Raw genomic sequence first — 26,968 nt, 5'->3', positions numbered from 1 at the left:
CACCCCTTCCGTGACCACGGGTCGAACCGACGGGACGGTTCAGGCCCCATTCTCCCGGGTCGCCCGGTCCAGCGCCCGGTCGAGGACGACCAGCAGCGCGTCCCGGACGGAGAGCCGGTCCCGGGCGTCGAACTGCACCAGCGGCACGTGCTCGCCGATCGCCAGCGTCCAGCGGATCGAGGGCAGGTCGAGGGCCAGCCGGCCGTCGAAGGCGTTCACCCCCACCGCGAACGGCAGCCCGGCCCGCTCGAAGAAGTCGATCGCCGGGTAGCAGTCGTCGAGCCGGCCGCTGTCCACCACCACCAGCGCGCCGAGCGCGCCTCGGGCCAGGTCGTCCCACATGAATCCGAAGCGGGCCTGGCCGGGTGTGCCGAAGAGGTAGAGCTTGAGGCTGCGGTCGATGGTGACGCAGCCGAAGTCCATGGCCACCGTGGTGCAGGTCTTCTCGGAGACCGGGCCCGGGTCGTCGACGCCGATCCCGGCGCTGGTCATCTCCGCCTCGGTGGTCAGCGGGGCGATCTCGGAGATCGCGCCCACCGTGGTGGTCTTGCCCACCCCGAAGCCGCCGGCGACGAGGATCTTCACGGGGATCGGGGCACCGGGCGTGGGCACCCGGACGACCGTCGGGGCGGCCGCCTCGGGCGGCCGGTACGGCGGCGGCGGGACCGGTGGCGCGGCCGGCGCGGCCGCCCGCCCGGCCGGCGGGCACGGGGCGGCCGGGGCGGCGTACCGGATGGCGGCGCTGTTCGCGGCCGGCCCGCCCGCGGCGGCGGCCGGCCATTCAGGAGATCGCACGAAGTCCATCAATCACTCGCAGGATGAGGTCGGGGTCGAGGGCGTCGTCGGCGGCGCCGAGGTGCACGTCGAGGTGCCCGGCGGCGCGGAGGTCGCCGACCAGCACCCGGGTCACGCCGAAGTGCATCCGCGTCCGGGCGGAGATCTCCGCGACCGAGATCGGTTCGCCGCAGAGCGCCACGATCGTCGCCAGCTCCGGGGCCAGCCGGGCGATCACCGCCCACGAGCCGCTCTCCGGCCGGACGGTCACCTGGGTCTCCAGGCCGATCGCCGGATCGCCGTCCACCCGGCCGGCGGTCAGCACGAAGGGACGCGGGCCCGCCGGGTCCCCGTCGCCCGCGTCCGGCCCGGGGGAGGGCGCGCGCAGGAACGGGCGGATCCGGGTGCCGGGTTCCGGCGCCGGGTCCTCGCCGGCGGCCTCCGGGGTCATTGCTGGACGGCGTTCTTCAGTTCGGCGATCAATCGCGGGGTCAGCGCGCCGCCGGCCCGGCCGGCGAAGAGCGTCATCTCGTACGCCACGGTGCCCAGGTTGGCCGAGCGGTCGGCGACCACGCCGAGCACCGAGCCGCTGCTGATCGCGCTGATCAGCAGGTAGCCCTCGGCCATGTCGACGATCACCCGGTTCAACCCACCGAGCGCGTACCAGCTCGCGGCGCCCCCGGCGAGGCTGGTCATGCCGGACACGACGGCGGCGAGTCGCTCCGCGTTGGACCGGTCCTTGATGGCGGACATGGCCATCAGCAGCCCGTCCGAGGAGACCGCGATCGCCTCCAGCACCCCGGCGGTGCTGGAGGTGAACGAGTCGAGCAGCCAGTTGAAGGTGCGCGCCTCGGGGCTGAGGCCGCTGGCGGTGGTGGTCCGGTCGGCGTCGTCGTGCAGGAACGGGCTGGTCACCGTGATGGGTCCTCTTCGTAGCGGCGGTCTGGACTGACTTCGCGTAGAGCACGGGCGACGCCCGCCTCGAACTCGGTGATGAGGTCGCGGACCTCGGCCGGGTCCCCCGGGTGGGGGCTGGGCGGCGGGGCCGTCCGCACCGGGGAGACGGCCAGGTTCGCCCCGGGCACCCGCCGGCTGAGCGGGGGCCGGCCGGGCGCGGGCACGGCCGGGGCGGCGTCGTCCTCGGCCCGGCGTACGCCGTCCTGGAACGCCTCGACCAGGAGCCGGACCACGGCCGGGTCGGCGGGCGCGCCGGCCACCGGCCCGGCCACCGGTCCCGCGGGCGGCAGGCTCGCGCCGGGCACCCGCTGCCGGATCAGCGGTGGTAGCCCGGCCGGCGGCGGCGCGAGGACCGGGACGGTCGGTGGGAGGCCGGTCGTCGGCCCGGCGGCCGGGGGAGCGGCCGGTGCCGGGCCGACGACCGGTGTCGGCGGGGCGGGGGTGGCGGGACGGGGGGTGGCCGGTGCCGGGGTGGTGGGCGGCCAGGCGGGCGGCGGCCCGCCGGTGGGGTCGGTGGGGTCGGCGGGCGTGCCGGGACCGGACTCGGCGGCCGGGGTGCCGAAGGCGTTCCAGGACTCCCCGGCCTCGATGCTGCGGGTGGCCCGGCTCAGCAGCGCCGCGTCGAAGCCGGTCGGCTCGTCGCCGTCCGGGGTCCGGGTGGGCTCGGGCAGCGCCCGCCGCTCGCGGGACGGCACGGCCGCCCGCGCCACGGTTGCGCCGGCGCGCTCCGGACGGCGGACCACCAGCAGGGCGGCCGGGATCTGCAGGTGGGCGGTCACCCCGCCTCCGGCGGTCGGGGCCAGCCGGACCGTCCAGCCGTGCCGGCGGGCCAGCCGGCCCACCACGAAGAGCCCGAGCACCTCGGTCGGGGCCAGGTCGAGCCGCTCCCGGCGGGTGAGCCGGGCGTTCTCCGCGGCGAGGCGCTCCTCGGTCATGCCGATGCCGCGGTCCACCACGGTGAGCCGGGCGCCGCCGTCGGTCTGCTCGCCGGCCACCACCACCCGGGTGTGCGGCGGGGAGAAGGCGGTCGCGTTCTCCATCAGTTCGGCCAGCGCGAGCACCAGGTCGCCGGCCGTCGCGGGCGCCGCCGAGACCCCGGGCGGGACCCGCACATCCACCCGGGTGTAGTCCTCGATCTCGCCGAGCGCGAGCCGGACCAGGTCGGCCAGCGGGACCGGCGCGACGTATCCGTCCGAGCCGGTGGCGCCGGAGAGCACCACCAGGCTGCCGGCGTTGCGGCGCAGCCGGCTGGAGATGTGGTCCAGGCGGTACAGGTGCTCCAGCCGCCCCGGGTCGGTCTCCTGCCGTTCCAGCCGGTCGATCAGTGCGATCTGCCGGCCGACCAGGTTCTGCGTACGCCGGCCGACGTGGCCGAACATCTGCGCCACGTTGCGCCGGCCGGCCACCTGCCGCTCGACCAGCCGGGCGGCGGTGCGCTGCACCCGCTCGAACGCCCGGGCCAGGTCGCCGATCTCGTCCCGGGCCCCGACGTCCACCGGGTCGAGGCGTACCGGCGGGACGGCCTCGGCCTCGTCGTCGACCACCCGGGTCAGCTCGGCCTCGGCGACCCGGGCGACCCGGTCGGCGGAGCGGGTGAGCCGGGTCAGCGGCCGGGCCACGGTCCGGGCCACCGCCATGCTGAGCAGCACCACGCTCAGCAGGATCAGGGCGGCCGCCGACCCCACCACCCAGGCGGCGGCGAGGGCGTCGCCCTGCTCGCTCCGGGTCTCGGCGATGACGTCCGCGACGATCTTCTTCTCCACGAACTGGCCGAGGGTGATCATCGAGCGGACCGAGGGGAAGAGCGCGTCCAGCGGCACCGCCGCGATCGCCGCCACCGGGTCCTGCACGCTGTCGACCAGGAAGGTGGGGCTCGTGCGGGCGGCCACCGCCGCGTCGTCCAGCATGGCCAGCCGGTACTGCTCCGGCGTGATCAGCGCTCGGAAGCGCTGGTTGTCCACCTGGAGGGCGGCCATGCAGGCGATGTAGGAGCCCGCCACCTTCGGGTCGCTCGTCGCCTTGACCAGCACGATCAGCGTGGCGCAGGCGCCCAGCCCCTCGTCGGCGCGGAGCAGCGCGTCCAGCGCCAGCACCTGCCGCCCCGCCGAGGTGCCGGTGTCCACCCGGAACGGCAGCCGCAGCGCCTCGATCAGCGCCATGTCGACGGCGCGGAACGCGGTCATGATCTCGTCCGGCGTGGCCTTCCCGGCGAGCACGGCGGTACGCAGGTCGGCCAGCGCGCGTACGCCGTCGAGGGCCGCCCGGACCGGCGCCGGCAGCGACTCGGCCCGCAGGTCGGCGACCCGGTCGTCGACCGTGGCGGACTTCTGGATCAGCTCGCTACGGGTCACCCGGCCGAGCAGCGATCCCACCGAGAGCAGCCGTTCCTGCTGTAGATCCTGCACCAGGCTGCCGATCCGGCTGGCCACCCGGACGGTGTCGGCGGTGTCGGCGGCCCGCTGGGCGGCCGACACCCGGTCGAGGACCACCGGCACGGCCAGCCCGACCATGCTGAGCAGCGGGATGATCACCAGCAGGGCGAGCCGGCCCCGGATCCGGAGCCTACCGAGCAGCATCGAACGGCCTCCACCGCTCGGGTTCGCCGACCCGTCCGGCGGCGACCGGCTGGAGTTCGCCCGCCCCGCTGGACGCCGGCGGGCCCGGATGGTGGGCCACCGGCGGCGGGCCGGCCTCGGCGGGCTCGCCGTCGGTCCCGGCGGCGCCGCGCCGGGCCCGCCGCGGCGCGGCGAGCAGCACCCCGGCCAGCACGGTGAGGAGCACGACGGCCACCGCGATGGCGCCCCGGTCCAGCCAGCGGTCCCGGTCGAGCCGGTCCAGCCGCTCCGCCAGCAGCACGTCGAGCTGGTCGAGGATGACCTGCCGGAGCTTGGCCGCGGCCGACTGCGTGCCGCGCCGCGCCGCGCCGAGCTGGACCGGGTCGGGCCCGGCCGCCCCGGCCGGTGCCGAGAACGCGGCGAGCGCCTCGACCGAGCGCTGGTAGGTGTCCAGCGGGGTGAGCACGGTGGGGCCGAGGTCGGTGCTCTCCGAACTGTCCACGGCCGCCCGCAGGTCGTCCACCAGGTCGGTGGCCGGACCGAGCGCGGCGACCCGGAACTCGGCCAGCTCGGCGACGGTCCTCGGGCGGGTCGCGGCGGGCCGCTTCGGCGCGAGGGTGGCCAGGTCGGCGAGGCGGCCCGCGGCGACCAGGGCCGCGGGCAGGTCCGCGCCGATGGCGTCCTGGACGAAGAACGAGTCGGACCGCGGATCGCGGACCAGCCCGGAGGCCTCCCGGACTTTCCGATGCAGGGCCAGCAGCAGGTCGCTGACCTCGCCGTACGCCTGGAAGGCCGCCTCCGGGTCGGCGAGCCCGCGCTCCGGCAGCGCCTCCAGCCTGGCCCGCACCCCGGCCCAGCGTTCCCGGGTGCGGAGCTGGTCGCCGACCGCGCTGTCCACCTGCGCCGCCTGCTCGACGGCGGCGGTGAGCGTCGCCCGGGAGACCGGCCGGCCGGCCACCGCCGCGGTCTGCGCGTCGATCAGCGCGTCGGTGACCGGCCCGAGCGCGCGCAGGTAGCGGACGCCGAGGCGTTCCCGGGCCGCCAGGTCGCGGTCGTCGCCGGCGTGCCGGTCGGTCTGGGCGAAGAGCAGCCCCAGCGGAGCGAGCAGCGCCATCACCAGCAGCAGGGGCAGGGCACGGCCCGGCACGGCGGGCCGTCGACGGACCCGCGGCGCGGGGACGGTCATGGTCTGTCTCCTCCGGCGACGGCGGGGGACGGTCCGGAGCCGGGAGGTCGCCGTACGCAGTCCCATGCACCGGACCGGAAAGTAATCGAGGCGGGCGGGGGTGGGAGCGTGCTCGCCGAGTCAGCTTCGCGTCATTTCCAGTCGCGTCACGTCCGGGTGACCTGGTATCTACGGAGCGTCCGATATGGCCGGAGAGAAGGTGGCATCGGCGGCGATTTGCAAGCGTAGATGTGAATTCACGGGATCCGAATTCATCTCGCTGCGCCGCTCTGGACCTTGCGCGGTCGACCGGACCCGGGCAACGAACGGTGCAACCGGACGGACGTACGGCGGATCTCAGGGAACGCTCAGCCGGCGGCCCGTACCGTGTCCCGCATGAGATCACCGCTGCCCGTCGCGCGGATCCGGCGCGCCCTGGCCAGCCGCCCTCGCCGGGTCGTCGCCGCGGCGGTGGTGGTCGTCCTGGTGGCCGCCGCCCTGGTCTGGGCGGTCCGCCCGCAGCGCTCCGACTTCCGGACCGAGTCGGCCCTGGTGACCGTCCGTTCCGGACCGGCCGGCGACCAGCCGGTCGACCTGGACACCACGCTCTTCCTGCCCGGCGACGCCTCGGCCCGGCACCGGGTCCCGGCGGTGCTGCTGGCGCACGGCTTCGGTGGCACCAAGGAGTCGGTCCGCTCCGACGCGGAGGACCTGGTCGCCCGGGGATACGCGGTGCTCACCTGGACCGCCCGCGGGTTCGGCCGCAGCGGCGGCGAGATCCACCTGGACAGCCCGGACCACGAGGTGCGGGACGCCCAGGGCCTGCTCGACCGGCTCGCGGCCCGGCCGGACATCCGCCTCGACGGGGCCGGCGACCCCCGGGTCGGCGTGGTCGGCGGCTCGTACGGCGGCGGCCTGGCCCTGCTGCTGGCCGCGCAGGACCGCCGGCTCGACGCGATCGTCCCGATGATCACCTGGAACGACCTGTCCCGGGCCTTCCTGCCGGAGAGCACCGGCAAGGCCCCGACCGAGGGTGTGTTCAAGAAGGGCTGGGCCGGCATCTTCTTCGGCGGCGGCGGCAACGCCGGCTCCGGCCCGGCCGGGCTCTCCGGTGCCACCGCGACCCAGCCGGAGGGCGCCCCGGCGTCGGCCGGCGCGCCCAGCCCGCAGCCCGGCGCCGGTCCGGGCACCGGCCCCGGTCACGCCCCGGCCGGCGCCGCCGACCCGTCCTGCGGCCGGTTCGCCGCCGACGTCTGCGCCGCGTACCTCCGGATCGCCACCACCGGGCGGGCCGACGCCCAGGCGGTCGAGTTGCTGCGCCGCTCCTCGCCGGCCGGGGTGCTCGACCGGATCAAGGCACCCACCCTGCTGGTCCAGGGCGAGGCGGACACCCTCTTCCCGCTCACCGAGGCGGACGCCAACGCCCGGGGCATCGCCGCCGCCGGCACCCCGGTGCGGGTCGCCTGGTTCACCGGCGGCCACGACGGCGGCACCGGACCGACCTCCGACTCCGACCGGGTGAAGTTCCTGACCGCGCAGTGGCTCGACCACTACGTCAAGGGCGAGGGAGAGGTACCCGGCGACACCTTCACCTTCTCCCGGATCGCCGGGTTCGACGCGCTCGACCGAGGGCTGGTCGCGACCGGCTACCGCACCGCCGACTACCCGGGCGTGACCGGGCAGGGCCGCCGCGAGGTGACGCTGGCCGGGCCGGCCCAGCCGGTCGCCAACCCGCCGAACGGCAACCCGGCGGCGATCTCGTCGGTGCCGTTCGCCGGTGCGCTCGGCTCGCTGCTGGACGGGGTGGCCGGTGACATCCCCGGCCAGCACGCCCGGTTCGAGTCCGCGCCGCTGGCCGACCCGGTCGACGTGGTCGGCGCGCCGACCGTGCGGATCCGGGTCGCCTCCGCGACCGGCGAGGCGGTGCTCTTCGTCAAGCTCTACGACGTCGACCCGCAGGGCGCGGCCACGCTGCCGGACGGCCTGGTCGCGCCGGTCCGGCTGACCGGCCTGCCGCGCACCGTCGAGGCGGCCCGGCCGGTCACGGTCACCCTCCCGGCGATCGTCCGCCGGGTCGAGGCCGGGCACCGGCTGCGGGTCGTGGTGGCCACCTCCGACCAGGCGTACGCCACCCCGGCCGAGCCGACCGTGCACACGGTGGCGCTCGGCGACGGCCCGCTGGTGCTGCCCACGGTCGAGGCCACGCCCATCCCCACCACCGCCACGATCTGGCGCTGGGTGCTGGTCGGCCTGCTCGCCGCGATCGCGCTCGGGCTCGTCGTGGTCGTCCTGGTCGCCCGCCGCCGGCACCGCCGCCAGGACAGCTCGGTCCACCCGGCGTACGCGGGCGTCCCGCTCGCCGTCCGCAACCTGCGCAAGGAGTACGCGGACGGCTTCGTCGCCGTCTCCGACGTGGACTTCGAGGTGCACCCCGGCCAGGTGGTCGGCCTGCTCGGGCCGAACGGCGCCGGCAAGACCACCACGCTGCGGGTGCTCATGGGGCTGACCCAGCCCACCGCCGGCGAGATCTACGTCTTCGGCCACCGGCTGGTGCCCGGCTCGCCGGTGCTCTCCCGGATCGGTGCGCTGGTCGAGGGGCCGGGCTTCCTGCCGCACCTGTCCGGCCTGGAGAACCTGCGGGCCTACTGGCGGGCGACCGGCCGGCCCTGGGCGGACGCGCACTTCGACGAGGCGCTGGAGATCGCCGGGCTGGGCGACTCGGTGCACCGGCGGACGAAGAACTATAGCCACGGCATGCGCCAGCGGCTGGCCATTGCGCAGGCCATGCTGGGCCTGCCGCAACTGCTGGTGCTCGACGAGCCGACGGACGGGCTGGACCCGCCGCAGATCGCCGAGATGCGCCGGGTGCTCCAGCGCTACGCCACCGACGGCCGGGCGGTGCTGGTCTCCAGCCACCTGCTGGCCGAGGTGGAGCAGACCTGCACCCACGCCGTGGTGGTGAACAAGGGGCGGATCGTGGCGTCCGGCCCGGTCGAGGAGATCGTCGGCGAGTCGCCGAGCGTGCTGTTCGAGGTGAGCGACCCGGACGCGGCCCGGACCGTGCTCGACCGGCTGGCCGGCGTACGGGTGCTGCCCGACGGCGACGGCGGCCTGGTGGTGGACACCAACGGCACCGCCCGCAGCGAGGTGGTGGCCGAGCTGGTCCGGGCCGGCATCGGGGTGGACCGGGTGGTGCCCCGGCGGCGCCTGGAGGACGCGTTCCTCGCCCTGGTCGGCGAGAACTCTCGGGGAAGCGGGGACCGGTGATGGCTCAGTCGTCTTCTGTGGGACCGGTCGGGGCGGCAACCGGTTACCGGCCGTCGGCCACCCTGCCGTTCCTGGCGGAGTTCCGGCGGCAGGCGTCGCGGCGGCGTACCCAACTGGCGCTGGGTTTCATGGTGCTGCTCCCGCTGATCATCCTGATCGCGTTCCAGTTCGACTCCGGCGACGACGACCGGAACGGCCGGAACGAGTTCAGCAGCCTGGTCGACCTGGCCACCTCGGGCGGGCTGAACTTCACCCTCTTCTCGATCTTCGTGTCGTCGTCCTTCCTGCTGGTCGTCGTGGTGGCCCTGTTCTGCGGGGACACGGTGGCCAGCGAGGCGAGCTGGGGCAGCCTGCGTTACCTGCTGGCGATCCCGGTGCCCCGGGCCCGGCTGCTCACGGTGAAGCTGCTGGTCGCGCTCGCGTACTCGGCGCTGGCGCTGGTGCTGCTCGCCGGGACCGCGCTGCTCGCCGGCACCCTGCGGTACGGCTGGTCCCCGCTGCGCAGCCAGGTCTCCGCCGAGCTGGCCCCGGCCGACGGGCTGGTCCGCCTGCTCGGCGTGCTCGGCTACCTGGCGATCGTGCTGCTGGTGGTGGCCGGGTTGGCGTTCCTGCTCTCGGTGACCACGGACGCCGCACTCGGCGCGGTCGGCGGGGCGGTGCTGCTCTGGATCCTGTCCAGCATCCTCGACCAGATCACCGCGCTGGGCGGGCTGCGCGCGTTCCTGCCCACCCACTTCAGCAGCGCCTGGCTGGGCCTGCTCTCCACGCCGGTGCAGACCAACGACGTGGTACGCGGGGCCATCTCGGCGATCGCCTACGCCACGCTGTTCTGGGGCCTGGCCTTCTGGCGGTTCACCCGCAAGGACGTCACGAGCTGAGTCGAGCGACCCCCACGGATGGACGGGCGCCCGTATCATGGGAGCGTTCCCACGTTCTCATCCCGGCAATAAGGAATTTATGAACTTCGATTAAATCGTCGGCCATCCTGGGACCACGTCCACATCCGTCCCTGGAGGTCAACGATGGTTCCGGCACAGCTGAACGGCCCCGTACTCGCCCTGTTCCGCATGGTCACCGGGGTGCTCTTCCTCTGCCACGGAGCGGCGTCGCTCTTCGGCGTCCTCGGTGGCAACACCATGACCGGCAAGGCGGTCCCGTTCGCCGAGTGGCCAGGCTGGTGGGCCGCGCTGATCCAGCTCGTCTGCGGCGCACTGGTGCTCGTCGGCCTGCTCACCCGGCCCGCCGCGCTGCTCGCCTCCGGCTCGATGGCGTACGCGTACTTCGTGGTGCACCAGCCGGAACACCCGCTGCCGCTGCAGAACGGCGGCGAGCTTGCCGCGCTCTTCTCCTGGTCGTTCCTGCTCGTCGCGGTGCTCGGCCCGGGCAACTGGGCGCTGGACGCGCTGCTCTCCCGCCGCCGCGGAATGCCCACCGAGGCCGGCCCCGCCGTGCGCCCCTCGGTCCCGGCCTGACCCCACCCGTCCAGCCACCTTGGTGGGAGGCCACCCCCCCGGGGTCGCTTCCTGCCAAGGTGGGGGCGACTTCAGAGGCGGCTGTCGGGGGTGGGTGACGAGGAGGGTGGGCCGCTCGGTGCGGGTGGCTGCGTCGAGGACGGGCGGTCGTCCCGCTTCCAGGCGCTCACCCCGAGCCGGCCGGTGTTGCCGAGGTCGATCGGCCCGTCCAGCTCCAGGCCCATCGCCCGCAGGCCCATGGCGGCGTCCACCCCGAGCTCGGTGATGCGGATCCCCTCGGGCGAGCAGGCCGGCGCGGGCGGTGCGGTGTCGGCGGCCGCGGTCGGCCGGGCCGATTCGCTCGATGCGCGGTCGGGCGTCGGCGTGGGGGCGCAGGCGGCGAGCAGCACCGCGCCCGCCAGGGGCCCGATCCGTGCCGCCGCCGTCCGCATCCGGCGATCATTCCCGCCGGTGGCCGCCGTGCGCTGTTCGAACACCGGGGTCAGGCGTGGGCGGGCGCGGCGAGGACCGCGTCGAGCAGCCCGGGGTAGAGGCGTTCCAGTTCGTCGCGGCGCAGCCGCACGTAGCGGCTGGTGCCGGCGACCCGGGTCCGGGTCAGGCCGGCCTCTCGCAGCACCTTGAGGTGGTGGCTGCGGGTCGCCTTGGAGACGCCGAACTCGAAGGTGCCGCAGGCGTACTCGCCGCCCTGGGCGAGGGCGCGCACGATCTGCAGCCGGACGTCGTCGGCCAGCGCGGCCAGCACGGCGGTGATCGGCACGTCGCGCAGTTCGGGTTCGTGCAGCTCCATGTGACCAGCGTAACCCATGTTCGACATTCGTCGAACAACCTCCTAGAGTCGGCGTCGTTGGTTCGATGGTACTCGAACATTGGAGCTGCGATGCGTTCCCGTCACGCCGCCTTCCCACTCTTCGCCGTGGTGAGCTGGGGCGTCATGTTCCCCGTGCTGGCCAGCGCGCTCACCCGGGTGGACGCGCTCAACCTGACCACCGCCCGCTACCTGCTCGCCACCGCCGTGCTGCTCGTCCTGCTGCTGGCTCGTGAGGGGTGGGGCGCCCTGCGCGCGCGGCGGCGCGCGACCGAGGTGGTGCTGCTCGGGGTGCTCGGGTTCGCCGGCTTCAACGTGCTGACCAACCTCGCCCTCGGCCACGCCACCCCGCAGCAGATCGCCCTCTTCGCGTCCAGCACCCCGCTGGTCACGCAGCTCGTCCGCTGGGTGCGGGACGGGGTACGCCCCCGGCCGGCGCTGCTCGGCCTCTCCCTGGTCGCCCTGCTCGGCGTCGGGCTGGTGATCACCCGCGGCCGGCTCGACGGGCTGGACCAGTTCGGCGTCGGAGGGCTGCTCATGATCGGCGCGGTGCTCGGCTGGGCCGTCTACACCCATGGCGCGAGCCGCTTCCCCGAGTGGTCGCCGCTGCGCTACACCACGCTGACCTCCGTCGCCGGCCTGCTCGCCATGCTCGCCGCCAGCGCCGTCGCCGACCTCACCGGCCTCCAGCACGCGCCGGCCGCCGCCGACCTCGTCGCGGTCGCCCCGCAACTGGCGTACGCCGTGGTGGTCGCCGCGGTCCTCGCGGTGCTGGCCTGGAACACCGGGATCCGCCGGCTCGGCGTGGCCGACGCGGCGCTGTTCATGAACCTCGTTCCGGTGACCACGTTCGCGGTGCAGATCCTGCGCGGCTACCGGCCCGGCGCGGTGGAAGTGGCTGGCGCGGCGCTGACCATCGCCGCCCTGGTGACGGCGAACCTGGCGACCCGTACCCGGAAGGCGCCCGCGGCCCCGGCGGCGGTCGCGGTGACCGACCACCCCGCGGTGATCGAGCCGGTCGCGGTCGTCGCGCGCTGACCCGGATGCCGGGCCGGTGGCTCACACCGTGGGAACCCGGCTCGGCACCGCCCCGGCGCCCGCATAGACTCGGCGGTACAACTGAATACCTCATCCAGAGGGGCTGAGGGATACGGCCCGATGACGCCCCGGCAACCACCCGCGTGCTCGACGACGAGCGACCGCGGGCAGGTGCCAATTCCGTCCCCGCCGCACCCGGCGATGCGGGGAAAGATGAGAGGAAACCCTCGACATGACGTCGACGCTTCCCGCCGCCTCCGGCATCGACACCAGCCTCAGCCCGGCCCGCGCCCTGGTCTGTCGCGCCTGTTCCGCGCGCTACCCGCTGGCCGCCCAGCACGCCTGCTACGAGTGCTTCGGCCCGCTGGAGGTCGACTACGACACCGCCGCCCTGGCCGCCGTCACCCGCGAGCAGATCGAGGCCGGCCCGAAGAACCTCTGGCGGTACGCCGCCCTCCTCCCCGCCGGCCAGGACCCGGCCACCCGGGTCACGCTCGACCCGGGGCTGACCCGGCTGGTCGCCGCCCCGCACCTCGCCGCCGAACTGGGCATCACCGCCCCGCTCTGGGTCAAGGACGACAGCGGCAACCCCACCCACTCGTTCAAGGACCGGGTGGTCTCGGTGGCGCTGACCGCGGCCCGGGCGCTCGGCTTCTCCCGCTACGCCTGCGCCTCGACCGGCAACCTGGCCAACTCGGTGGCCGCCCACGCGGCCCGGGCCGGGGTGCCCTCGGTGGTCTTCATCCCCAGCGACCTGGAGCAGGGCAAGGTGGTGACCACCGCCGTCTACGGCGGCGACCTGGTCGCCATCGACGGCTCGTACGACGACGTGAACCGGCTCTGCGGCGAGCTGGTGGAGACCGACGAGTTCGAGGACACCGCGTTCGTCAACGTGAACGTGCGGCCCTACTACGCGGAGGGCTCGAAGACCCTCGGCTACGAGGTCGCCGAGCAGCTCGGCTGGCGGATCCCGGCCCAGGTGGTCATCCCGATGGCCAGCGGTGAGCTGCTCACCAAGATCGACAAGGCGTTCGCCGAGCTGGTCGAGATCGGGCTGGTCGAGGCGCCGGCCGGCGGCTGGAAGGTGTTCGGCGCGCAGTCGGCCGGCTGCAACCCGATCGCCACCGCGCTGCACGCAGACACCGACACCATCGTGCCGGTCAAGCCGACCGGCATCGCCAAGTCGCTGAACATCGGCGACCCGGCCGCCGGCCTCTACGCGCTGGAGGCGGTCCGCCGCACCGGTGGCTGGATGGAGTACGCCGACGACGACGAGATCCGCGCCGGCATCCGGCTGCTCGCCCGGACCACCGGCGTCTTCGCCGAGACGGCCGGCGGCGTCACCGTGGCCGTGCTGCGCAAGCTGGTCGAGTCCGGCCGGCTCGACCCGGCGGCGGAGACCGTCGTCTTCAACACCGGCGAGGGTCTCAAGACCCTCGACGCGGTCGCCCCCGAGGTCGGGCCCACCCACCGCATCCGGCCCAGCCTCCGCGCCGCCCGCGACGCCGGCCTCCTCTCCTGACCCCGCCTCGGCTCATCCGTGCGGGGGAGGGCGGATCGCCCGGGCGGGGGATTGGGGTGATCCGTTGGGTAACTGGCTTTTCGCTGTGAGTGTGGAAAACGCGCCGACAAGGACTTGACGGCAGGAATTGGACGGCGCAAGATGCTCCGTGCGGGAGGGCATCCGCCGGAGACTTTTCAAGTTCTTGCGACCCAACGCCGAAGGCGTTGTGCGGACGTCCCTCCCGACCAACGTCCGAAGGGGCCGGCGGAAAACCGCTGGCCCCTTCGCTGTCGGCTGGGCCAGGCTCACGGGCATGGGCATCTCCGTCTCCCCCCTCGACCCCGCCGACCAGGCGACCCTCGACGCCGTCTATCGGACCGCGGTCGCGGCCCAGGTCGTGGACGAGCCGGACCTCCCACCGCTGTGCCGGCGGCGGTTCGAGGCGCCGCTGCGGCACCCGATGCCGGGCGTCGACACCCGCTGGTGCGTGGCGCGCCTCGACGGGGTGCCCGTCGGTTGGCTCCGCCTCTACCTGCACACGCTCGACAACACCGAGAACGCCAGCGTCGAACTGGTGGTGGACCCCGCGTACCGGCGACGCGGGGTGGGGCGCGCCCTGCACGAGCAGGGCCTGCGGGTGCTGCGGGAGCACGGGGGCAAGCGGCTGGTCGGTTCGACGGTCAGCCCGCTGCCGGGGGAGGAGGGCCGTGAGCTGCCCGGTGCCGCCTTCGCCGCCGCCGTCGATGCGAAGCCGGCGCTCACCGACGTGCGCCGCCGGCTGGACGTCACCGCGCTCGACCGGCCGCGGCTGGCCGGCCTGCTCGCCGGGGCCCGCACGGCCGCCGCCGGCTACCGCACGGTCCGCTGGTCGAACCACACCCCCGAGGAGTACGTCGCCGACGTCGCCTACCTGGAGGGGCGGCTGCTGGTGGACGCGCCCCTCGGGGACCTCGAATGGGAGCAGGAGAAGGTCGACGCCGAGCGGATCCGCGGCACGGAGCGGGCGCTCGACGCGCGCGGCGTCCGCCGGTACAGCGTCGGAGCGGTGCACGAGGCGTCCGGCCGGCTGGTCGCGTGGAGCATGGTCAGCCTGGCCGCCAACACCACCTGGCACGCCTGGCAGCAGATCACCATCGTCGACCCGGCACACCGCGGCCACCGGCTGGGGCTGCTCACCAAGATCGAGAATCTGGAGCACGCCCTGGCGCACGAGCCGGAGCTGCGCGTGATCGACACCTACAACGCGGCGGCGAACACCCACATGATCGCGATCAACGAGCAGCTCGGCTACCGGCCGGCGGCCGGCTCCACCGACTGGCAGCTGACGATCTGACTTGTGACACGCCCCTACTGATCTGGTGGCTACCTGTTGCATGATGGCGGGCATGACGGAGACCCCGCACCCCCTGTACGACAGGCACGCCGAGACCCTCAACCGGGCGCTGACCGCGATCACGGAGCGCGGGTACTGGTCCGCATATCCCGAGTCGCCCAGCCCTCGGGTCTACGGCGAGACCGCCGCCGCCGACGGCAAGGCCGCCTTCGAGGCGTACCTGGGCGGCGAGTTCCCGCTCGACCAGGCCGGCGACGGCGACACGGTCGCCACCGAGACCAGCCCGTTCGGCGTGGCGCTCGACGTGCGCTACCCGCACGCCACCGCCGACCAGCTCGTGGCCGCCGCGACCGCCGCCCTGCCGGCCTGGCGCGACGCCGGCCCGCAGGCCCGGGTGGGGGTCTGCCTGGAGATCCTCGACCGGCTGCACAAGAACGTGTTCGAGCTGGCCAACGCGGTGCAGTTCACCAGCGGCCAGGCCTTCGTGATGGCCTTCCAGGCCGGCGGCGCGCACGCGCTGGACCGGGCGCTGGAGGCGATCGCCTACGCGTACGCCGAGATGACCCGGCACCCGGGCACGGCCGGCTGGGAGAAGGCCGCCGGCAAGGGCGACCCGCTGCGGATGAGCAAGACGTTCCACGTGGTGCCGCGCGGCGTGGCGCTGGTGATCGGCTGCAACACCTTCCCGACCTGGAACTCGTACCCCGGGCTCTTCGCCTCGCTGGCCACCGGCAACCCGGTGGTCGTCAAGCCGCACCCGCGCGCCGTGCTGCCGCTCGCCATCACGGTGAAGTACGCCCGCCAGGTGCTCGCCGAGGCCGGCTTCGACCCCAACCTGGTGCAGCTCGCCCCCGAGGCCGACGGCGAGAAGCTCGCCTCGACCCTGGCCCTGCACCCGGCCGTCCGGATCGTCGACTTCACCGGCTCCACCGAGTACGGCGACTGGCTGGAGGCGAACGCCCGGCAGGCCGCCGTCTACACCGAGAAGGCCGGCCTGAACACGGTGGTGATCGACTCCACCGACGACTTCGCCGGGATGTGCCGCAACCTGGGCTTCACGCTGACCCTCTACAGCGGCCAGATGTGCACCACCTCGCAGAACCTGCTCATCCCCCGCGACGGCATCGAGACCGACCAGGGGCACAAGAGCTTCGACGAGGTCGCCGCCGGCATCGCCGGAGCGGTCGCCAAGCTCACCGCCGACCCGGCCCGGGGCGTCGAGCTGACCGGCGCGATCGTCAACGACGGCGTGCTGGAGCGGCTGGAGGAGGTCACCAAGGTCGGCGAGCCGGTGCTGGAGTCGCGGACCGTGGCGCACCCGTCCTTCCCGGACGCGGTGGTGCGGACGCCCACCGTCGTCAAGCTGGACGCGACCGACACCGCGACCTACTCCCGCGAGTGGTTCGGCCCGATCTCGTTCGCCATCGCGACCGACTCGACCGGGCACAGCCTGGAGATCCTCCGCTCGACGGTCGGAGAGAAGGGCGCCCTGACCGCCGGCGTCTACTCCACCGACGAGGCGGTGCTGGACGCGGCCGAGGCGGCGGCGATCGACGCCGGGGTGCACCTGTCCTGCAACCTGACCGGCGGGGTGTTCGTCAACCAGTCGGCGGCATTCTCCGACTTCCACGGCTCGGGGGCGAACCCGGCGGCGAACTCGGCGCTGACGGACGGGGCGTACGTGGCGAACCGGTTCCGGATCGTGCAGAGCCGCCGGCACGTCTGATCTTGCTGTGGGGGTTTCCGGGGCAGACCACCTCGCTCCGTTCGGTCAGGCTTGATCCCTCCGCGAGGCGGCCTGCCTCGGAAACCCGACCTGGTCGTTGTGGTCTCGGCTCTCGGCCGGGGATGGGGTGATCTTGGGCGTGCTGCCCGGGGTCGGGTTCCCGGTCAGCGGGGTGGGGTCAGGCTGGGCGGCGCATCTGGAGTTCGGTGAGGGCGGGGATCCTGGGGTGCGGGACGCGCACGCCGGTGTCCACGAAGCCCAGCTTCTCGTACGCCCGGCAGGCCCGGTCGTTGCCGACCACCACCTCCAGCATCAGCTCCGGCCGACCGCACGCCCGGGACCAGGCGGCCACCTCGTCCACCAGTGCGCCGAGCAGCCCCCTGCCCCGCCAGAGCGGCGTGATGTAGACCGCGTAGATCACGGTCAGCCCCGGCTCGTCCGGGGCGACCGTGCCGCCGGCGTGGCCGACCAGGCGGCCGCCCGGGTCGGCGACGAACTGGGCGTTGTGATCGCCCTGCGAGACGGCGGCGATCCGGGCCGCGTAGTCGGCGTGCGGCCGGGCGGCGGCCTCGGCCACGGTCTCCAGGAACGCCAGCGGGGAGTCGGCCAGCATCTCCAGGCGGAGCGCCCGCATCCGAGCGGCGTCCGCCGGGCGGACCCGGCGGACGGTGGTTGTCGTGGTGGGCGCGCTGGTCATGTGGCATGCATACCGGAAGGGCCCGTACCCGCGCCCGGCCGGGCTCGGAGAGTGACCGGAATATGCCCGATTTGTGGTCGTGCGCGGTCGTCACGCCTCGTGTAGCGTGCGATTTCGGTCACTCAATTCAGCGGCGCCGATCGCTGAATGGGTGGCTCACCGGTGCCGGTCCGCCGGTCTCCGGGGTTGTGGAACGCCGCGCAGAGTGAGGAAGTGCACCGTGGCACAGGGCACCGTCAAGTGGTTCAACTCCGAAAAGGGCTACGGCTTCATCGCCGTCGACGGCGGGCAGGACGTCTTCGTCCACTTCTCCGCGATCGAGATGGACGGCTACAAGGCGTTGGACGACGGCCAGCGGGTCGAGTTCGAGATCGCCCAGGGCCAGAAGGGCCCACAGGCCGAGCGGGTCCGCGTCATCGCCTGATCTTTCGTGGCCGCCGCCCGATCGGCGGCCGCTCCACCCCGACGAGGGGGCTGCGGTGCCGGCCCGCGCCGTGGAAGATCATGAGCCGTTCCAGCCGTCGCTGCTGAGGAGGGCTCATGTCCGACCTGCCCCCGTCGGGTTCCACCGCGCCCGGGCCGTCCACCCCGACCGACCCGGGCCGGCCCCCCGCCCAGGCCGACCCGACCGTGCCGGCACAACCCGGCGCGGCGGTTCGGCCAGCCGTGCCGGAGCAACCCGGCTCGTCCGCGCCATCCGCCTACCCCGCCGTGCCGGCGCAACCCGGCCCGGCCGCCAACCCGGTCGCGCCGGCCCAGCCCGGCTGGCCGGCTGACCCGGCCGCGCCGGCCCAGCCCGCCTGGCCGGCCAACCTGGCCGCGCCCACCCAGCCCGGCTGGCCGCCCAACCCCGGCGGGTTCGCCCAGCCCGGCCCGCCGCCCGGCGCCGGTGGGTTCGCCGCCCCCGGCCAGCCCGGCTCCGGCGGGCCGCAGCCCTGGGACCCGGCGGCGCCGGCCGGGCCGCCGCAGGGCTGGTCCTGGCCGGCCGGTGGCGCTCCGCTGCCCGGCGCGGCCCACCCGGGCTACCCGCTGCCGGGCCAGCCGTACGGCTGGCACCCGGGCTTCGACCCGCAGGACCCGCTGGTGACCCCGCCGCACGCGGGCGTCGGCGGCTGGTTCAGCCGGTGCGGGGGCGCGCTGCGGCGCGGCTGGCGACAGCTCCTGCCGATCATGCTGCTCACCCAGACGGTCCCGGCGGCGGTGATCGCGGTCCTCTCGCTCGCCTTCGCTCCGACCGACCAGCCGGTCACCGGCCCGGGCGGCGCCCCGGTGCTGCCGGACGGCTACTTCGAGCACATTTTCGCCTTCTACGGCGTGGTGCTCCTCGCCGCCCTGATCTTCGGCCCGCTGCAGAGCACCGGCTGGGCCGCCGGCACCTGGGTGGTCGCCCGGCAGGCGGCCGGCGAGCCGGTCGGCGTCGGCGCGGCCCTCCGCTACGGGCTGCGCCGCGCCCTCGGCCTCTGGGGCTGGACCCTCGTGGTCTCGCTGCTGATCACGGTCGGCGCCTGCTTCTGCCTGCTGCCCGGCCTCTACGCGGCCTGCGCGTTCGCCCTGTTCGGCCCGATCTACCTGTTCGAGCGGCAGGAGCCGGTCGGCCGCGCCTGGCAGATGTTCCACCAGCGGTTCGGCATGGTGCTGGGCCGGGTGGCGCTGGTCGGGTGCGCACTGATCGCCGCGGCGGTGCTGGACGGCGTGCTGGGGGTGGTCAACCAGCTCATCTTCGGGATGGACCCGCTGGCCGCTCCGGGCAGCGCCGCCGGCGCTGTGGCCGTGGCCGTGGTGAGCGCCGTGCTGGCCACCCCGGCCTACCTGGCGCAGCTCGTCGGGCTGGTCGCCGCGTACGCCGAACAGCGGGCCCACGAAGGCCCGGTGAACGCCGCCCGACTGGCCGCGGAACTCGGCTGAGCGGGGACGTCGTGCTTGCACTCGGCAAGGGAGAGTGCTAAACAGGTCATTGGCACTCGCGTACGGTGAGTGCCAATGGTCGGGGCGGTAGGGCCACGGTCGTGCCGGTGCCGAAATGGCGCCGGAGCGGCACGGGGCCGGTCGTCGCGGGCTGTCCGGCCCGACCGAGGAGACGTCGTCGTCGCCAGGTGGCGACGTCCCCAAGGTGCGTACACCAGACGGCCCATCCGGGGAACCCTCGGGTGGCCCGTGAGTGTCCAGGAGGACAACGCCGTATGGCCAAGATGATCGCGTTCGACGAAGAGGCGCGCCGCGGCCTCGAGCGGGGCATGAACCAGCTCGCCGACGCCGTGAAGGTGACGCTCGGCCCCAAGGGCCGCAACGTCGTGCTCGAGAAGAAGTGGGGTGCCCCCACCATCACCAACGATGGTGTGAGCATCGCCAAGGAGATCGAGCTCGAGGACCCCTACGAGAAGATCGGCGCCGAGCTGGTCAAGGAGGTCGCGAAGAAGACCGACGACGTGGCCGGTGACGGCACGACGACGGCGACCGTCCTGGCTCAGGCCCTGGTTCGTGAGGGTCTGCGCAACGTGGCCGCCGGCGCCAACCCGATGGCCCTGAAGCGGGGCATCGAGGCCGCCGTGGCCAACGTCTCGGAGGAGCTGCTGAAGCTCGCCAAGGACGTGGAGACCAAGGAGCAGATCGCCTCCACCGCCTCCATCTCCGCCGCTGACCCCAGCGTCGGAGAGATCATCGCCGAGGCGATGGACAAGGTCGGCAAGGAAGGCGTCATCACCGTCGAGGAGAGCAACACCTTCGGCCTCGAGCTCGAGCTCACCGAGGGCATGCGCTTCGACAAGGGCTACATCTCCGCCTACTTCATGACCGACCCGGAGCGTATGGAGGCCGTCTTCGACGACCCGTACCTCCTGATCGTCAACAGCAAGATCTCGTCGGTGAAGGACCTGCTCCCGATCCTGGAGAAGGTCATGCAGTCGGGCAAGCCGCTGCTGATCATCTCCGAGGACATCGAGGGCGAGGCCCTGGCCACCCTGGTGGTCAACAAGGTCCGCGGCACCTTCAAGTCGGTCGCCGTCAAGGCGCCGGGCTTCGGTGACCGCCGCAAGGCCATGCTGGCCGACATCGCCATCCTCACCGGTGGTCAGGTCATCAGCGAGGAGGTCGGCCTCAAGCTGGACGCCGTCAGCCTCGACATGCTGGGCCGCGCCCGCAAGGTCGTGGTGACCAAGGACGAGACCACCATCGTCGACGGTGCCGGCGACGCCGACCAGATCCAGGGCCGGGTCAACCAGATCCGGGCCGAGATCGAGAAGAGCGACTCCGACTACGACCGCGAGAAGCTGCAGGAGCGCCTGGCCAAGCTGGCCGGCGGTGTTGCGGTGATCAAGGTCGGCGCGGCCACCGAGGTCGAGCTGAAGGAGCGCAAGCACCGCATCGAGGACGCCGTCCGCAACGCGAAGGCCGCCGTCGAGGAGGGCATCGTCCCGGGTGGTGGCGTCGCGCTGGTGCAGGCCGGCAAGACCGCCTTCGACAAGCTGGACCTGGCCGGCGACGAGGCGACCGGCGCGCAGATCGTCAAGATCGCGCTGGACGCCCCGCTGCGGCAGATCGCCGTCAACGCCGGCCTCGAGGGTGGCGTCGTCGTCGAGCGGGTCCGCAACCTCGACCCGGGTCACGGCCTCAACGCCGCGACCGGCGAGTACGTGGACCTGCTGGCCGCGGGCATCATCGACCCGGCCAAGGTGACGCGTTCCGCGCTGCAGAACGCCGCCTCGATCGCCGCGCTGTTCCTCACCACCGAGGCCGTCGTGGCGGACAAGCCGGAGAAGACCCCGGCCGCCCCGGCTGGCCCGGGTGGCGGGGAGATGGACTTCTGAGTCCAGCTCCACCAGTACGCCGAAAGGGGGCGGGCCGCGTCAGCGGTCCGCCCCCTTTCCGTCTGTCTCAGGTCGGCAGTCGACGCTGGTTGCGTCGCTTGTGCGCCCGGTCGTACGGCGGTGTGCTCCGGATCGGCTCGTCCACCAGTTGCAGCGGTTCGTCGGTGGACGCTCCGTCGGCCCCGGTCATCTCCGCGAGCTGCTCGGCGTCGCCGAAGTCGAGCCGGTCGAACGGCAGCTGGCCGGGAAGCTCGCCGACCGGGCGCCAGCTCGCCGGCTGGTCGTCGGTCCGTTCGTCGTCCGTGGTCATGCCCGCCTCCTCTAATTCCCGACCGTAGGGGGCGGTCGATGCCGAGGAGGCCGAATGACGTTATTACCGTCTATGTAACTTTAATTACTTCTGTCCGTTCAGTGCCTTCCGGTACAGGAAGAACACCCGCTCGATCCGCGCGCCGGCCGCCCCCGAGTAGAACGGCACCGGGCCCGCCCAGCCGATCTGCGCCGACTCAATTCCGGCCGCCGCCTGGTCGCGCAGGCAGCGGCGGAGCAGCACCCCACCGATGCCCGATCCCTCGGCGGCCGGGGCGGTGCCCATCGGCCCGAACCAGCTCGGCCGCGACGACCCGTACGCGGCGAAGCCGAGGATCTCGCCGTCCCGCTCGGCCAGGTGCGCGCCGGCGTCCGGTCGCCCCACCGAGCTGGCCAGCTCACCGTCCCAGGCGCCGCCGAAGGTGGCCCGGGCGAACCCGGCCAGCGCCGGCAGGTCCGCCGGCTCGGCCCGGCGTACCGTCACGCCCCGCGCGGCCAGCCGCTCCTCGGCGGCCTCGGTGGAGCGCAGGGCCGCCGAGCCCGCGCTCAGGTCGGCGGTCATGTTCCACCCCGTCCGGTCCTGCCGGTAGCCGAGCCGCAGCGCGGCGCAGACCGCCGGGGTGTAGCGCACGTCGATGCCCGGCCAGGCGTAGTGCGGGGGATTGCCGGCCAGCAGCAGCTCGGCCGCGCCGAGCCCGGCGAGCCGGGTCTCCGCCTCGGTCAGCAGCCCTCCGCCGATCCCCTGGCGGCGCTCCTCCGGCGCCACCGCCAGCAGGTCGACGTGACCGAGCCGCGGGTCCCCGGCGGACAGTGAGCCGACCAGCACCCCGACCAGCGCGCCGCCGCGGACCGCGCCGAGCCGCAGCACGGTCCGGTCGGCCGCCGCGCGGTCGGCGAGGGTGGCCACGATCGCCGGCGCCTCGGCGGCGTCCTCCGGCAGGTCGAGGGCGCGTCGGCAGAGGTCGACGACCTCGGGCAGGCGGTCCGGACCCAGCTCGATGATCTCCACGTCCATGGACGCCGACCCTAGGCCATCCGTCGGCCAATGGACAGGGTTGTTAACCGAGGTCCGCGGCCCGGGCGGCGCGGACCGCCGCGTACGCGTCGACCAGGCCGGCGCCGACCAGGTTCCGGGCGCCGCCGCAGGGCGCGCCGGCGGGCACCCCGGCCGGGGCGGCCGTCTCGGTGAGGATGCGCCGGGTCCGGTCCAGGTCGCCGACCAGCGCGGGGTTGGCCGACCACATCAGCGCCACCACCCCGGCCACCTGCGGGGTCGCCATCGAGGTGCCGTCCAGGGTGGCGTAGCCGCCGCCCGGGAAGGCCGACGGCACCCCGGCGCCGGGCGCGACCAGGTCCGGCTTGCCGGCGCCCCCGGCCGCCGGACCCCGGCTGGAGAACCGGGTGAGCTGGCGGGCCCGGTCGACCGCCCCCACCGTGAGCACGTCCGGGTACGGTGCCGGCGGGTCGGCGATGGAGCCGCAGTACGGGCCGGTGTTGCCGGCGGCGGCCACCACCAGGATGCCGGCCGCGGCCAGCGCGGCGGTCGCCGGACGCAGCGCGCCCGGGTCGCAGCCCTCCACCGGCGGGCAGCCCCACGAGTTGGTCAGCACGTCCGGCGCCCGGTGCGGCCGTCCGTCGGTGAGCGGGTTCCCGCCGGGCGGGAACGGGGCCAGCATGAACTGGAGGCAGTCCAGGTAGCGCGCCGGGCTGCCCAGGTTGCGGTCCAGGTTGACGCAGCCGACCCAGCTCGCGCCGGGGGCCACCCCGATCCCGTTCCGGCCGACCGCGCTGCCCACCGTGTGCGTGCCGTGGCCGCCCCGGTCGGCCGGCGCGCGGCGGTGCTCCCAGGGGTCGTACCAGGAGTCGTCGCCGCCCCGGAAGCCGGCGGCCAGCGCCGGGTGCCGGCCGTCCACCCCGGAGTCCGAGCTGCCGACCACCACACCGGCCCCGGTCACGCCCAGCTCCGACCAGACCCGGTCCGCGCCGATCAGCGAGATGTTCCAGGTCGGGCCGGTCGGCGCCGGCACGCTGCCCCGGGCCGGAGGCGCCGCCGCGGGCAGTGGGCGCAGCCGCTGGCTGACCAGCACCCGGGCCACCTCCGGGCGGCCGGCCAGCCAGGCCCGGGCCGCCGGCCCGCCGTCCGTCTCGATGGCGTTGACGAGGTAGTACGGCGTCGGGTGCAGGCGCAACCGGGTCAGCGCGCGGCGCAGGTCGCCCTGGGTCCGCTCGGCCGTGGCCACCAGCCGCCGGTAGACCTCGGCCGCCCGCGCGTCCCGGCCGGCCCGACCGGGCGCTCCGGCGGGGATGCCGGTCAGGTCGGCCTGCTCGCGGAGCACCACCAGCAGCCGTTCGCCGTGGAGGCCGGGCTGGCCGGGGACCGCGTAGACCACGACCACGGCGGCGAGCAGGGCCGCGGCGGTCAGCCCGGCCAGCCCGCGCCGGGGCGGGCGGGCGCGGCGCCGGGCGAGCAGCACGCCGTACCCGACGGCGAGCAGGACCGCGACGGCGAACGCGGCGCCGGTCGCCACCGCGACCCAGAACGGGACGTCGCGGGTGGTCGCCAGCAGGACGGTGACCTCTTCCGGGTCGGTGAAGGCCAGCGGCCCGACCAGCGCGAGGCCGATCAGCCAGCGCACCGGCGCACGCCCGGCCGGCCGGCCGTCGTGCCGGGCCGCGGCCTCCAGCGCGCCGAGCACGAAGCCGAGCGGCGGCAGGAGGAGCAGCTCCGGCAGCTGTGCCCCGGACTGACCGGCCCCGGCGCCCAGCAACGCCAGGGTCACCCCGGCGACCAGCCCGCCGACCAGCACCAGCCCGGCGGGCCGGGGTGGCGCGCCGACCGCGAACGCCGCCCAGAACGCGGGGCCGAGGAGCACCCCGGCGAGCGCGCCGAGCGCGGCGGCGGCGAGCCCGGCGAGCAGCGTCTCCAGCGCCCCGCCCAGCGCGCCCACCCAGGCCCAGGGCAGCAGCGACGCCAGCCCGGCGGCGATCGCCAGCAGCGTCACCGGCCCGAACCCCCGGCCGTCGGGCCCGACCTCGCCCGGACCACCCCGCGCGCCACCCGAGGCCGCCGCGCCGCCCGAGGCCCGCGGGCCGCCCGGATCCGGCGCGCCACCCGGAGCCGGCGGGGCGGACGCAACCGGCGAGGCGGATCGGCGGCGGGCGAGCCGGTCGAGGGTCAGCGCGCCCAGCGCGGCGGTCGCGGCCAGCGCGGCCAGGTACGCCTCGTGGTGCACCGGCGGCAGCGCCCGGAGCAGGGTCAGCGCGCCGAGCGCGAGCGTGCCGGCCAGCCAGGCCCGGCCGGTCGCCCGGATCGCGGGGGAGCGGGGGAGCAGGGCGAGCGCCAGCGTGGGTGCGCCCACCAGCAGCACCGTCACCAGGGCGACCACCGGCCAGACCGCCAGCGTGCGGTCCAGGCCGGCGACCAGCACCAGCTGGTCGACCACCCAGCCGACGAGCTGGCCCGGCACCGCGACCAGCACGGCCCAGACACCGGTGACCGCCGCGGCCACCACCGGCCACGGCCCGGTGTCGCGGTGGGCGGGAGCGGGCGGAGGGACCGGGGCGGTGGGCGGGCCGACCTGCATGGCCCTCACCGTACGGCCCGGCGGGTACCTGCCGCCGAAGTGCGTGGCCGGTTACGGTGGACGGGTGCGCGACCCCAACGTGTCCCGATCCGCGGCCGGTCAGCTCTCCGTCGAGCGCCGCGCCGACGACCTGCGCCGACTCCGCGCCGAGCGGTTCGACGTGCTGGTCATCGGCGGTGGCGTGACCGGAGCGGGCGCCGCGCTCGACGCCGCGTCCCGCGGCCTGAAGGTGGCCCTGGTGGAGGCGCGCGACCTCGCGGCCGGCACCTCGAGCCGGTCCAGCAAGCTGATCCACGGCGGCCTGCGCTACCTGGAGCAGTTGGAGTTCCACCTGGTGCACGAGGCGCTGACCGAGCGCGGGCTGCTCGCCACCCGGCTCGCCCCGCACCTGGTGCGCCCGGTCCCGATCCTGGTCCCGCTCCCCGCCGAGGGCGGGCTGCGCGACCTGCCCCGCCGGTTCTTCCGCCGCTCCTACTACGGCGCCGGGGTGGCCGCCTACGACGCCTTCGCCGGGGTGTTCGGCGGCGGGCGCGGCATGCCGCTGCACCGGCACCTGAGCCGGGAGGGGGCCCGCCGGATCTTCCCGAGCCTGCGCCCGGACAAGCTGGCCGGCGCGATCCGCTACTACGACGGGCAGGTCGACGACGCCCGGCTGGTGACCACCCTGGCCCGCACCGCGGCCAGCCTCGGCGCGACCGTGGTGACCAGCGCCCGGGCGGTCGGCCTGATCCGGCAGGCCCGGGAGGTCACCGGGGTCCGCGTCCGCGACCTGGAGGCCCGCGCCGGCTCGCCGGACGCCGAGTTCGAGGTACGCGCCCGCACCGTGATCGCCGCGACCGGCGTGTGGAGCGACGACATGTCCCGGATGCTCAACGACGTCGGGCTGCGCCCCGGCTTCCGGGTCCGGGCCTCCAAGGGAGTGCACCTGGTGGTGCCCCGCTCGGCGATCACCGGCGAGACCGGGCTGATCCTGCGTACCGCCAGCAGCGTGCTCTTCGTCATCCCGTGGGGCGGCCACTGGATCATCGGCACCACCGACACCGACTGGCGGCTGGACCGGTCCCACCCGGCGGCCACCGCCAAGGACATCGACTACCTGCTGGAGCAGGTCAACATGGTGCTGGACCGCCCGCTCACCACCGACGACATCGAGGGCGTGTACGCGGGGCTGCGCCCGCTGCTGGCCGGTGAGGCGGACTCCACGTCCAAGCTCTCCCGGGAGCACGCGGTCGTCGAGCCGATGCTGGGGCTGCTCCTGGTGGCCGGCGGCAAGTACACGACCTACCGGGTGATGGCCTCGGACGTGGTCGACCGGGCGGTGCACCGGCTCGGCTGGACCCGGCCGTCGCGCACGGCCGACCTGCCGCTGCTCGGCGCCGACGGCTACGCGGCCATGTGGCGGGACCGGGCCGACCTGGCCCGCCGGCACGGGGTGCCGGTCGGGGTGGTGGAGCACCTGCTGGAGCGCTACGGCACGCTCACCCTCGACCTGCTCGCCCTGGTCGACGCCGACCCGCTGCTCGGCTCCCCGCTGGCCGGCGCCCCGGAATACCTGGCCGCCGAGGTGACGTACGCGGCCCGCGCCGAGGGGGCGCTGCACCTGGAGGACGTGCTGACCCGGCGTACCCGGATCTCCATCGAGACCAGCCACCGCGGCCTGGAGTCGGCGGAGCACGCCGCGGAGCTGATGGGCGCGGTGCTGGGCTGGGACGCGGCGACCCGCGCCCGCGAGGTGGCCCACTACCGGGCCCGGGTGGAGGCCGAGCGGCAGTCGCAGCTGATGGCGGACGACGTGGCGGCCGACGCGGCCCGGCTGGGCGCGCCGGACGTGCGGGGCTTCGCGGCGGACCGGGGCACCGACGGCGACAGCGTCGAGCTGCCGTCTTCCCGGTGACCGGCGGGTAACGTCGTTCCGGAGGGTACCGGGCTTACCTACGGAAGTGTAGGTTTCCCGGCGTGGTTCGCCCATCCTGGTCGCG

22 protein-coding genes and 1 riboswitch are annotated in these 26,968 nt (G+C 74.7%); of the genes, 11 read left to right on the top strand and 11 right to left on the bottom strand.

All coding sequences use genetic code 11. The features are described from left to right. Positions 1-39 precede the first annotated feature (39 nt). Genes AC0OLQ_RS33735 through AC0OLQ_RS33715 form a run of 5 tightly spaced genes read right to left on the bottom strand, consistent with a single transcriptional unit; the run spans position 40 to position 5,472 of the window. Entirely contained in the window at positions 40-804 is a 765-nt protein-coding gene (locus AC0OLQ_RS33735; protein ID WP_484529489.1) for a GTP-binding protein, read from the bottom strand. Next, positions 782-1,225: a DUF742 domain-containing protein gene (locus AC0OLQ_RS33730; protein ID WP_357334333.1), complete on the bottom strand. Its 444-nt coding sequence runs from the start codon at positions 1,223-1,225 to the stop codon at positions 782-784. The genes AC0OLQ_RS33735 and AC0OLQ_RS33730 overlap by 23 nt, the downstream gene beginning before the upstream one ends. Continuing rightward, entirely contained in the window at positions 1,222-1,689 is a 468-nt protein-coding gene (locus AC0OLQ_RS33725; protein WP_484529488.1) for a roadblock/LC7 domain-containing protein, read from the bottom strand. The genes AC0OLQ_RS33730 and AC0OLQ_RS33725 overlap by 4 nt, the downstream gene beginning before the upstream one ends. Next, positions 1,686-4,307 carry an ATP-binding protein gene (locus AC0OLQ_RS33720; RefSeq protein WP_484529487.1) on the bottom strand — a complete coding sequence of 874 codons (2,622 nt, stop codon included), beginning with the start codon at positions 4,305-4,307 and terminating at the stop codon, positions 1,686-1,688. Before AC0OLQ_RS33720 ends, AC0OLQ_RS33725 begins: the two co-directional genes overlap by 4 nt. Further along, positions 4,294-5,472 carry a hypothetical protein gene (locus tag AC0OLQ_RS33715; protein WP_484529486.1) on the bottom strand — a complete coding sequence of 393 codons (1,179 nt, stop codon included), beginning with the start codon at positions 5,470-5,472 and terminating at the stop codon, positions 4,294-4,296. The genes AC0OLQ_RS33720 and AC0OLQ_RS33715 overlap by 14 nt, the downstream gene beginning before the upstream one ends. A gap of 375 nt (positions 5,473-5,847) precedes the next feature. On the opposite strand from AC0OLQ_RS33715, the gene AC0OLQ_RS33710 reads away from it, so the two are divergent. From AC0OLQ_RS33710 to AC0OLQ_RS33700, 3 genes are all read left to right on the top strand, one after another. Next, entirely contained in the window at positions 5,848-8,718 is a 2,871-nt protein-coding gene (locus tag AC0OLQ_RS33710; RefSeq protein WP_484529485.1) for an alpha/beta fold hydrolase, read from the top strand. Beyond that, positions 8,718-9,596 carry an ABC transporter permease gene (locus AC0OLQ_RS33705; RefSeq protein ID WP_484529484.1) on the top strand — a complete coding sequence of 293 codons (879 nt, stop codon included), beginning with the start codon at positions 8,718-8,720 and terminating at the stop codon, positions 9,594-9,596. The genes AC0OLQ_RS33710 and AC0OLQ_RS33705 overlap by 1 nt, the downstream gene beginning before the upstream one ends. Before the next feature lie 144 nt (positions 9,597-9,740). Continuing rightward, a complete protein-coding gene (locus AC0OLQ_RS33700; protein ID WP_484529483.1) occupies positions 9,741-10,190 on the top strand; it encodes a DoxX family protein in 450 nt (149 codons plus the stop codon). Between the two features lie 71 nt (positions 10,191-10,261). On the opposite strand, the gene AC0OLQ_RS33695 is transcribed toward AC0OLQ_RS33700, so the two are convergent. Then, the gene (locus AC0OLQ_RS33695) at positions 10,262-10,621 is read right to left on the bottom strand and encodes a hypothetical protein (RefSeq protein ID WP_484529482.1); all 360 of its coding nucleotides are present in this window, start codon (positions 10,619-10,621) and stop codon (positions 10,262-10,264) included. 50 nt (positions 10,622-10,671) lie between these two features. After that, positions 10,672-10,977, bottom strand: coding sequence for an ArsR/SmtB family transcription factor (locus tag AC0OLQ_RS33690; protein WP_484529481.1), 306 nt, complete (start codon positions 10,975-10,977; stop codon positions 10,672-10,674). Between the two features lie 90 nt (positions 10,978-11,067). On the opposite strand from AC0OLQ_RS33690, the gene AC0OLQ_RS33685 reads away from it, so the two are divergent. From AC0OLQ_RS33685 to paaN, 4 genes are all read left to right on the top strand, one after another. Then, the gene (locus AC0OLQ_RS33685) at positions 11,068-12,033 is read left to right on the top strand and encodes a DMT family transporter (RefSeq protein ID WP_484529480.1); all 966 of its coding nucleotides are present in this window, start codon (positions 11,068-11,070) and stop codon (positions 12,031-12,033) included. 87 nt (positions 12,034-12,120) lie between these two features. Continuing rightward, positions 12,121-12,253: riboswitch (SAM riboswitch) on the top strand. Between the two features lie 12 nt (positions 12,254-12,265). Further along, on the top strand, positions 12,266-13,555 hold the full coding sequence (gene thrC, locus AC0OLQ_RS33680; protein ID WP_357334356.1) for a threonine synthase: 1,290 nt from the start codon (positions 12,266-12,268) through the stop codon (positions 13,553-13,555). A gap of 295 nt (positions 13,556-13,850) precedes the next feature. After that, positions 13,851-14,870 (top strand): GNAT family N-acetyltransferase, encoded by a 1,020-nt coding sequence (locus AC0OLQ_RS33675; RefSeq protein WP_484529479.1) that lies wholly within the window; start codon positions 13,851-13,853, stop codon positions 14,868-14,870. A gap of 52 nt (positions 14,871-14,922) precedes the next feature. Then, the gene (gene paaN, locus AC0OLQ_RS33670) at positions 14,923-16,596 is read left to right on the top strand and encodes a phenylacetic acid degradation protein PaaN (RefSeq protein WP_484529478.1); all 1,674 of its coding nucleotides are present in this window, start codon (positions 14,923-14,925) and stop codon (positions 16,594-16,596) included. Between the two features lie 178 nt (positions 16,597-16,774). On the opposite strand, the gene AC0OLQ_RS33665 is transcribed toward paaN, so the two are convergent. Then, positions 16,775-17,293, bottom strand: coding sequence for a GNAT family N-acetyltransferase (locus AC0OLQ_RS33665; protein WP_484529477.1), 519 nt, complete (start codon positions 17,291-17,293; stop codon positions 16,775-16,777). Between the two features lie 220 nt (positions 17,294-17,513). On the opposite strand from AC0OLQ_RS33665, the gene AC0OLQ_RS33660 reads away from it, so the two are divergent. From AC0OLQ_RS33660 to groL, 3 genes are all read left to right on the top strand, one after another. After that, positions 17,514-17,717 (top strand): cold-shock protein, encoded by a 204-nt coding sequence (locus AC0OLQ_RS33660; protein ID WP_067305333.1) that lies wholly within the window; start codon positions 17,514-17,516, stop codon positions 17,715-17,717. Positions 17,718-17,833: 116 nt separating this feature from the next. Continuing rightward, a complete protein-coding gene (locus AC0OLQ_RS33655; protein WP_484529476.1) occupies positions 17,834-19,198 on the top strand; it encodes a hypothetical protein in 1,365 nt (454 codons plus the stop codon). A 275-nt stretch (positions 19,199-19,473) separates the two neighbouring features. Continuing rightward, positions 19,474-21,096 (top strand): chaperonin GroEL, encoded by a 1,623-nt coding sequence (groL, locus tag AC0OLQ_RS33650; RefSeq protein WP_091317388.1) that lies wholly within the window; start codon positions 19,474-19,476, stop codon positions 21,094-21,096. Between the two features lie 67 nt (positions 21,097-21,163). Here groL and AC0OLQ_RS33645 read toward each other — a convergent pair whose 3' ends face one another. The 3 genes from AC0OLQ_RS33645 to AC0OLQ_RS33635 all read right to left on the bottom strand — a co-directional run bounded on the left by AC0OLQ_RS33645 (position 21,164) and on the right by AC0OLQ_RS33635 (position 24,989). After that, entirely contained in the window at positions 21,164-21,406 is a 243-nt protein-coding gene (locus AC0OLQ_RS33645) for a hypothetical protein (protein ID WP_484529475.1), read from the bottom strand. Between the two features lie 84 nt (positions 21,407-21,490). Next, positions 21,491-22,420, bottom strand: coding sequence for a GNAT family N-acetyltransferase (locus AC0OLQ_RS33640; RefSeq protein WP_484529474.1), 930 nt, complete (start codon positions 22,418-22,420; stop codon positions 21,491-21,493). Positions 22,421-22,463: 43 nt separating this feature from the next. Continuing rightward, positions 22,464-24,989 carry a S8 family serine peptidase gene (locus AC0OLQ_RS33635; protein ID WP_484529473.1) on the bottom strand — a complete coding sequence of 842 codons (2,526 nt, stop codon included), beginning with the start codon at positions 24,987-24,989 and terminating at the stop codon, positions 22,464-22,466. Here AC0OLQ_RS33635 and AC0OLQ_RS33630 point away from each other — a divergent pair. Then, positions 24,988-26,883, top strand: a complete 1,896-nt coding sequence (locus AC0OLQ_RS33630) for a glycerol-3-phosphate dehydrogenase/oxidase (RefSeq protein WP_357334378.1) — start codon at positions 24,988-24,990, stop codon at positions 26,881-26,883. The genes AC0OLQ_RS33635 and AC0OLQ_RS33630 overlap by 2 nt on opposite strands. The last annotated feature ends 85 nt before the right edge of the window (positions 26,884-26,968 follow it).

The organism is Micromonospora sp. Utrum1 (assembly GCF_057197805.1).
This window is presented reverse-complemented; position numbering and strand designations above follow the sequence as displayed.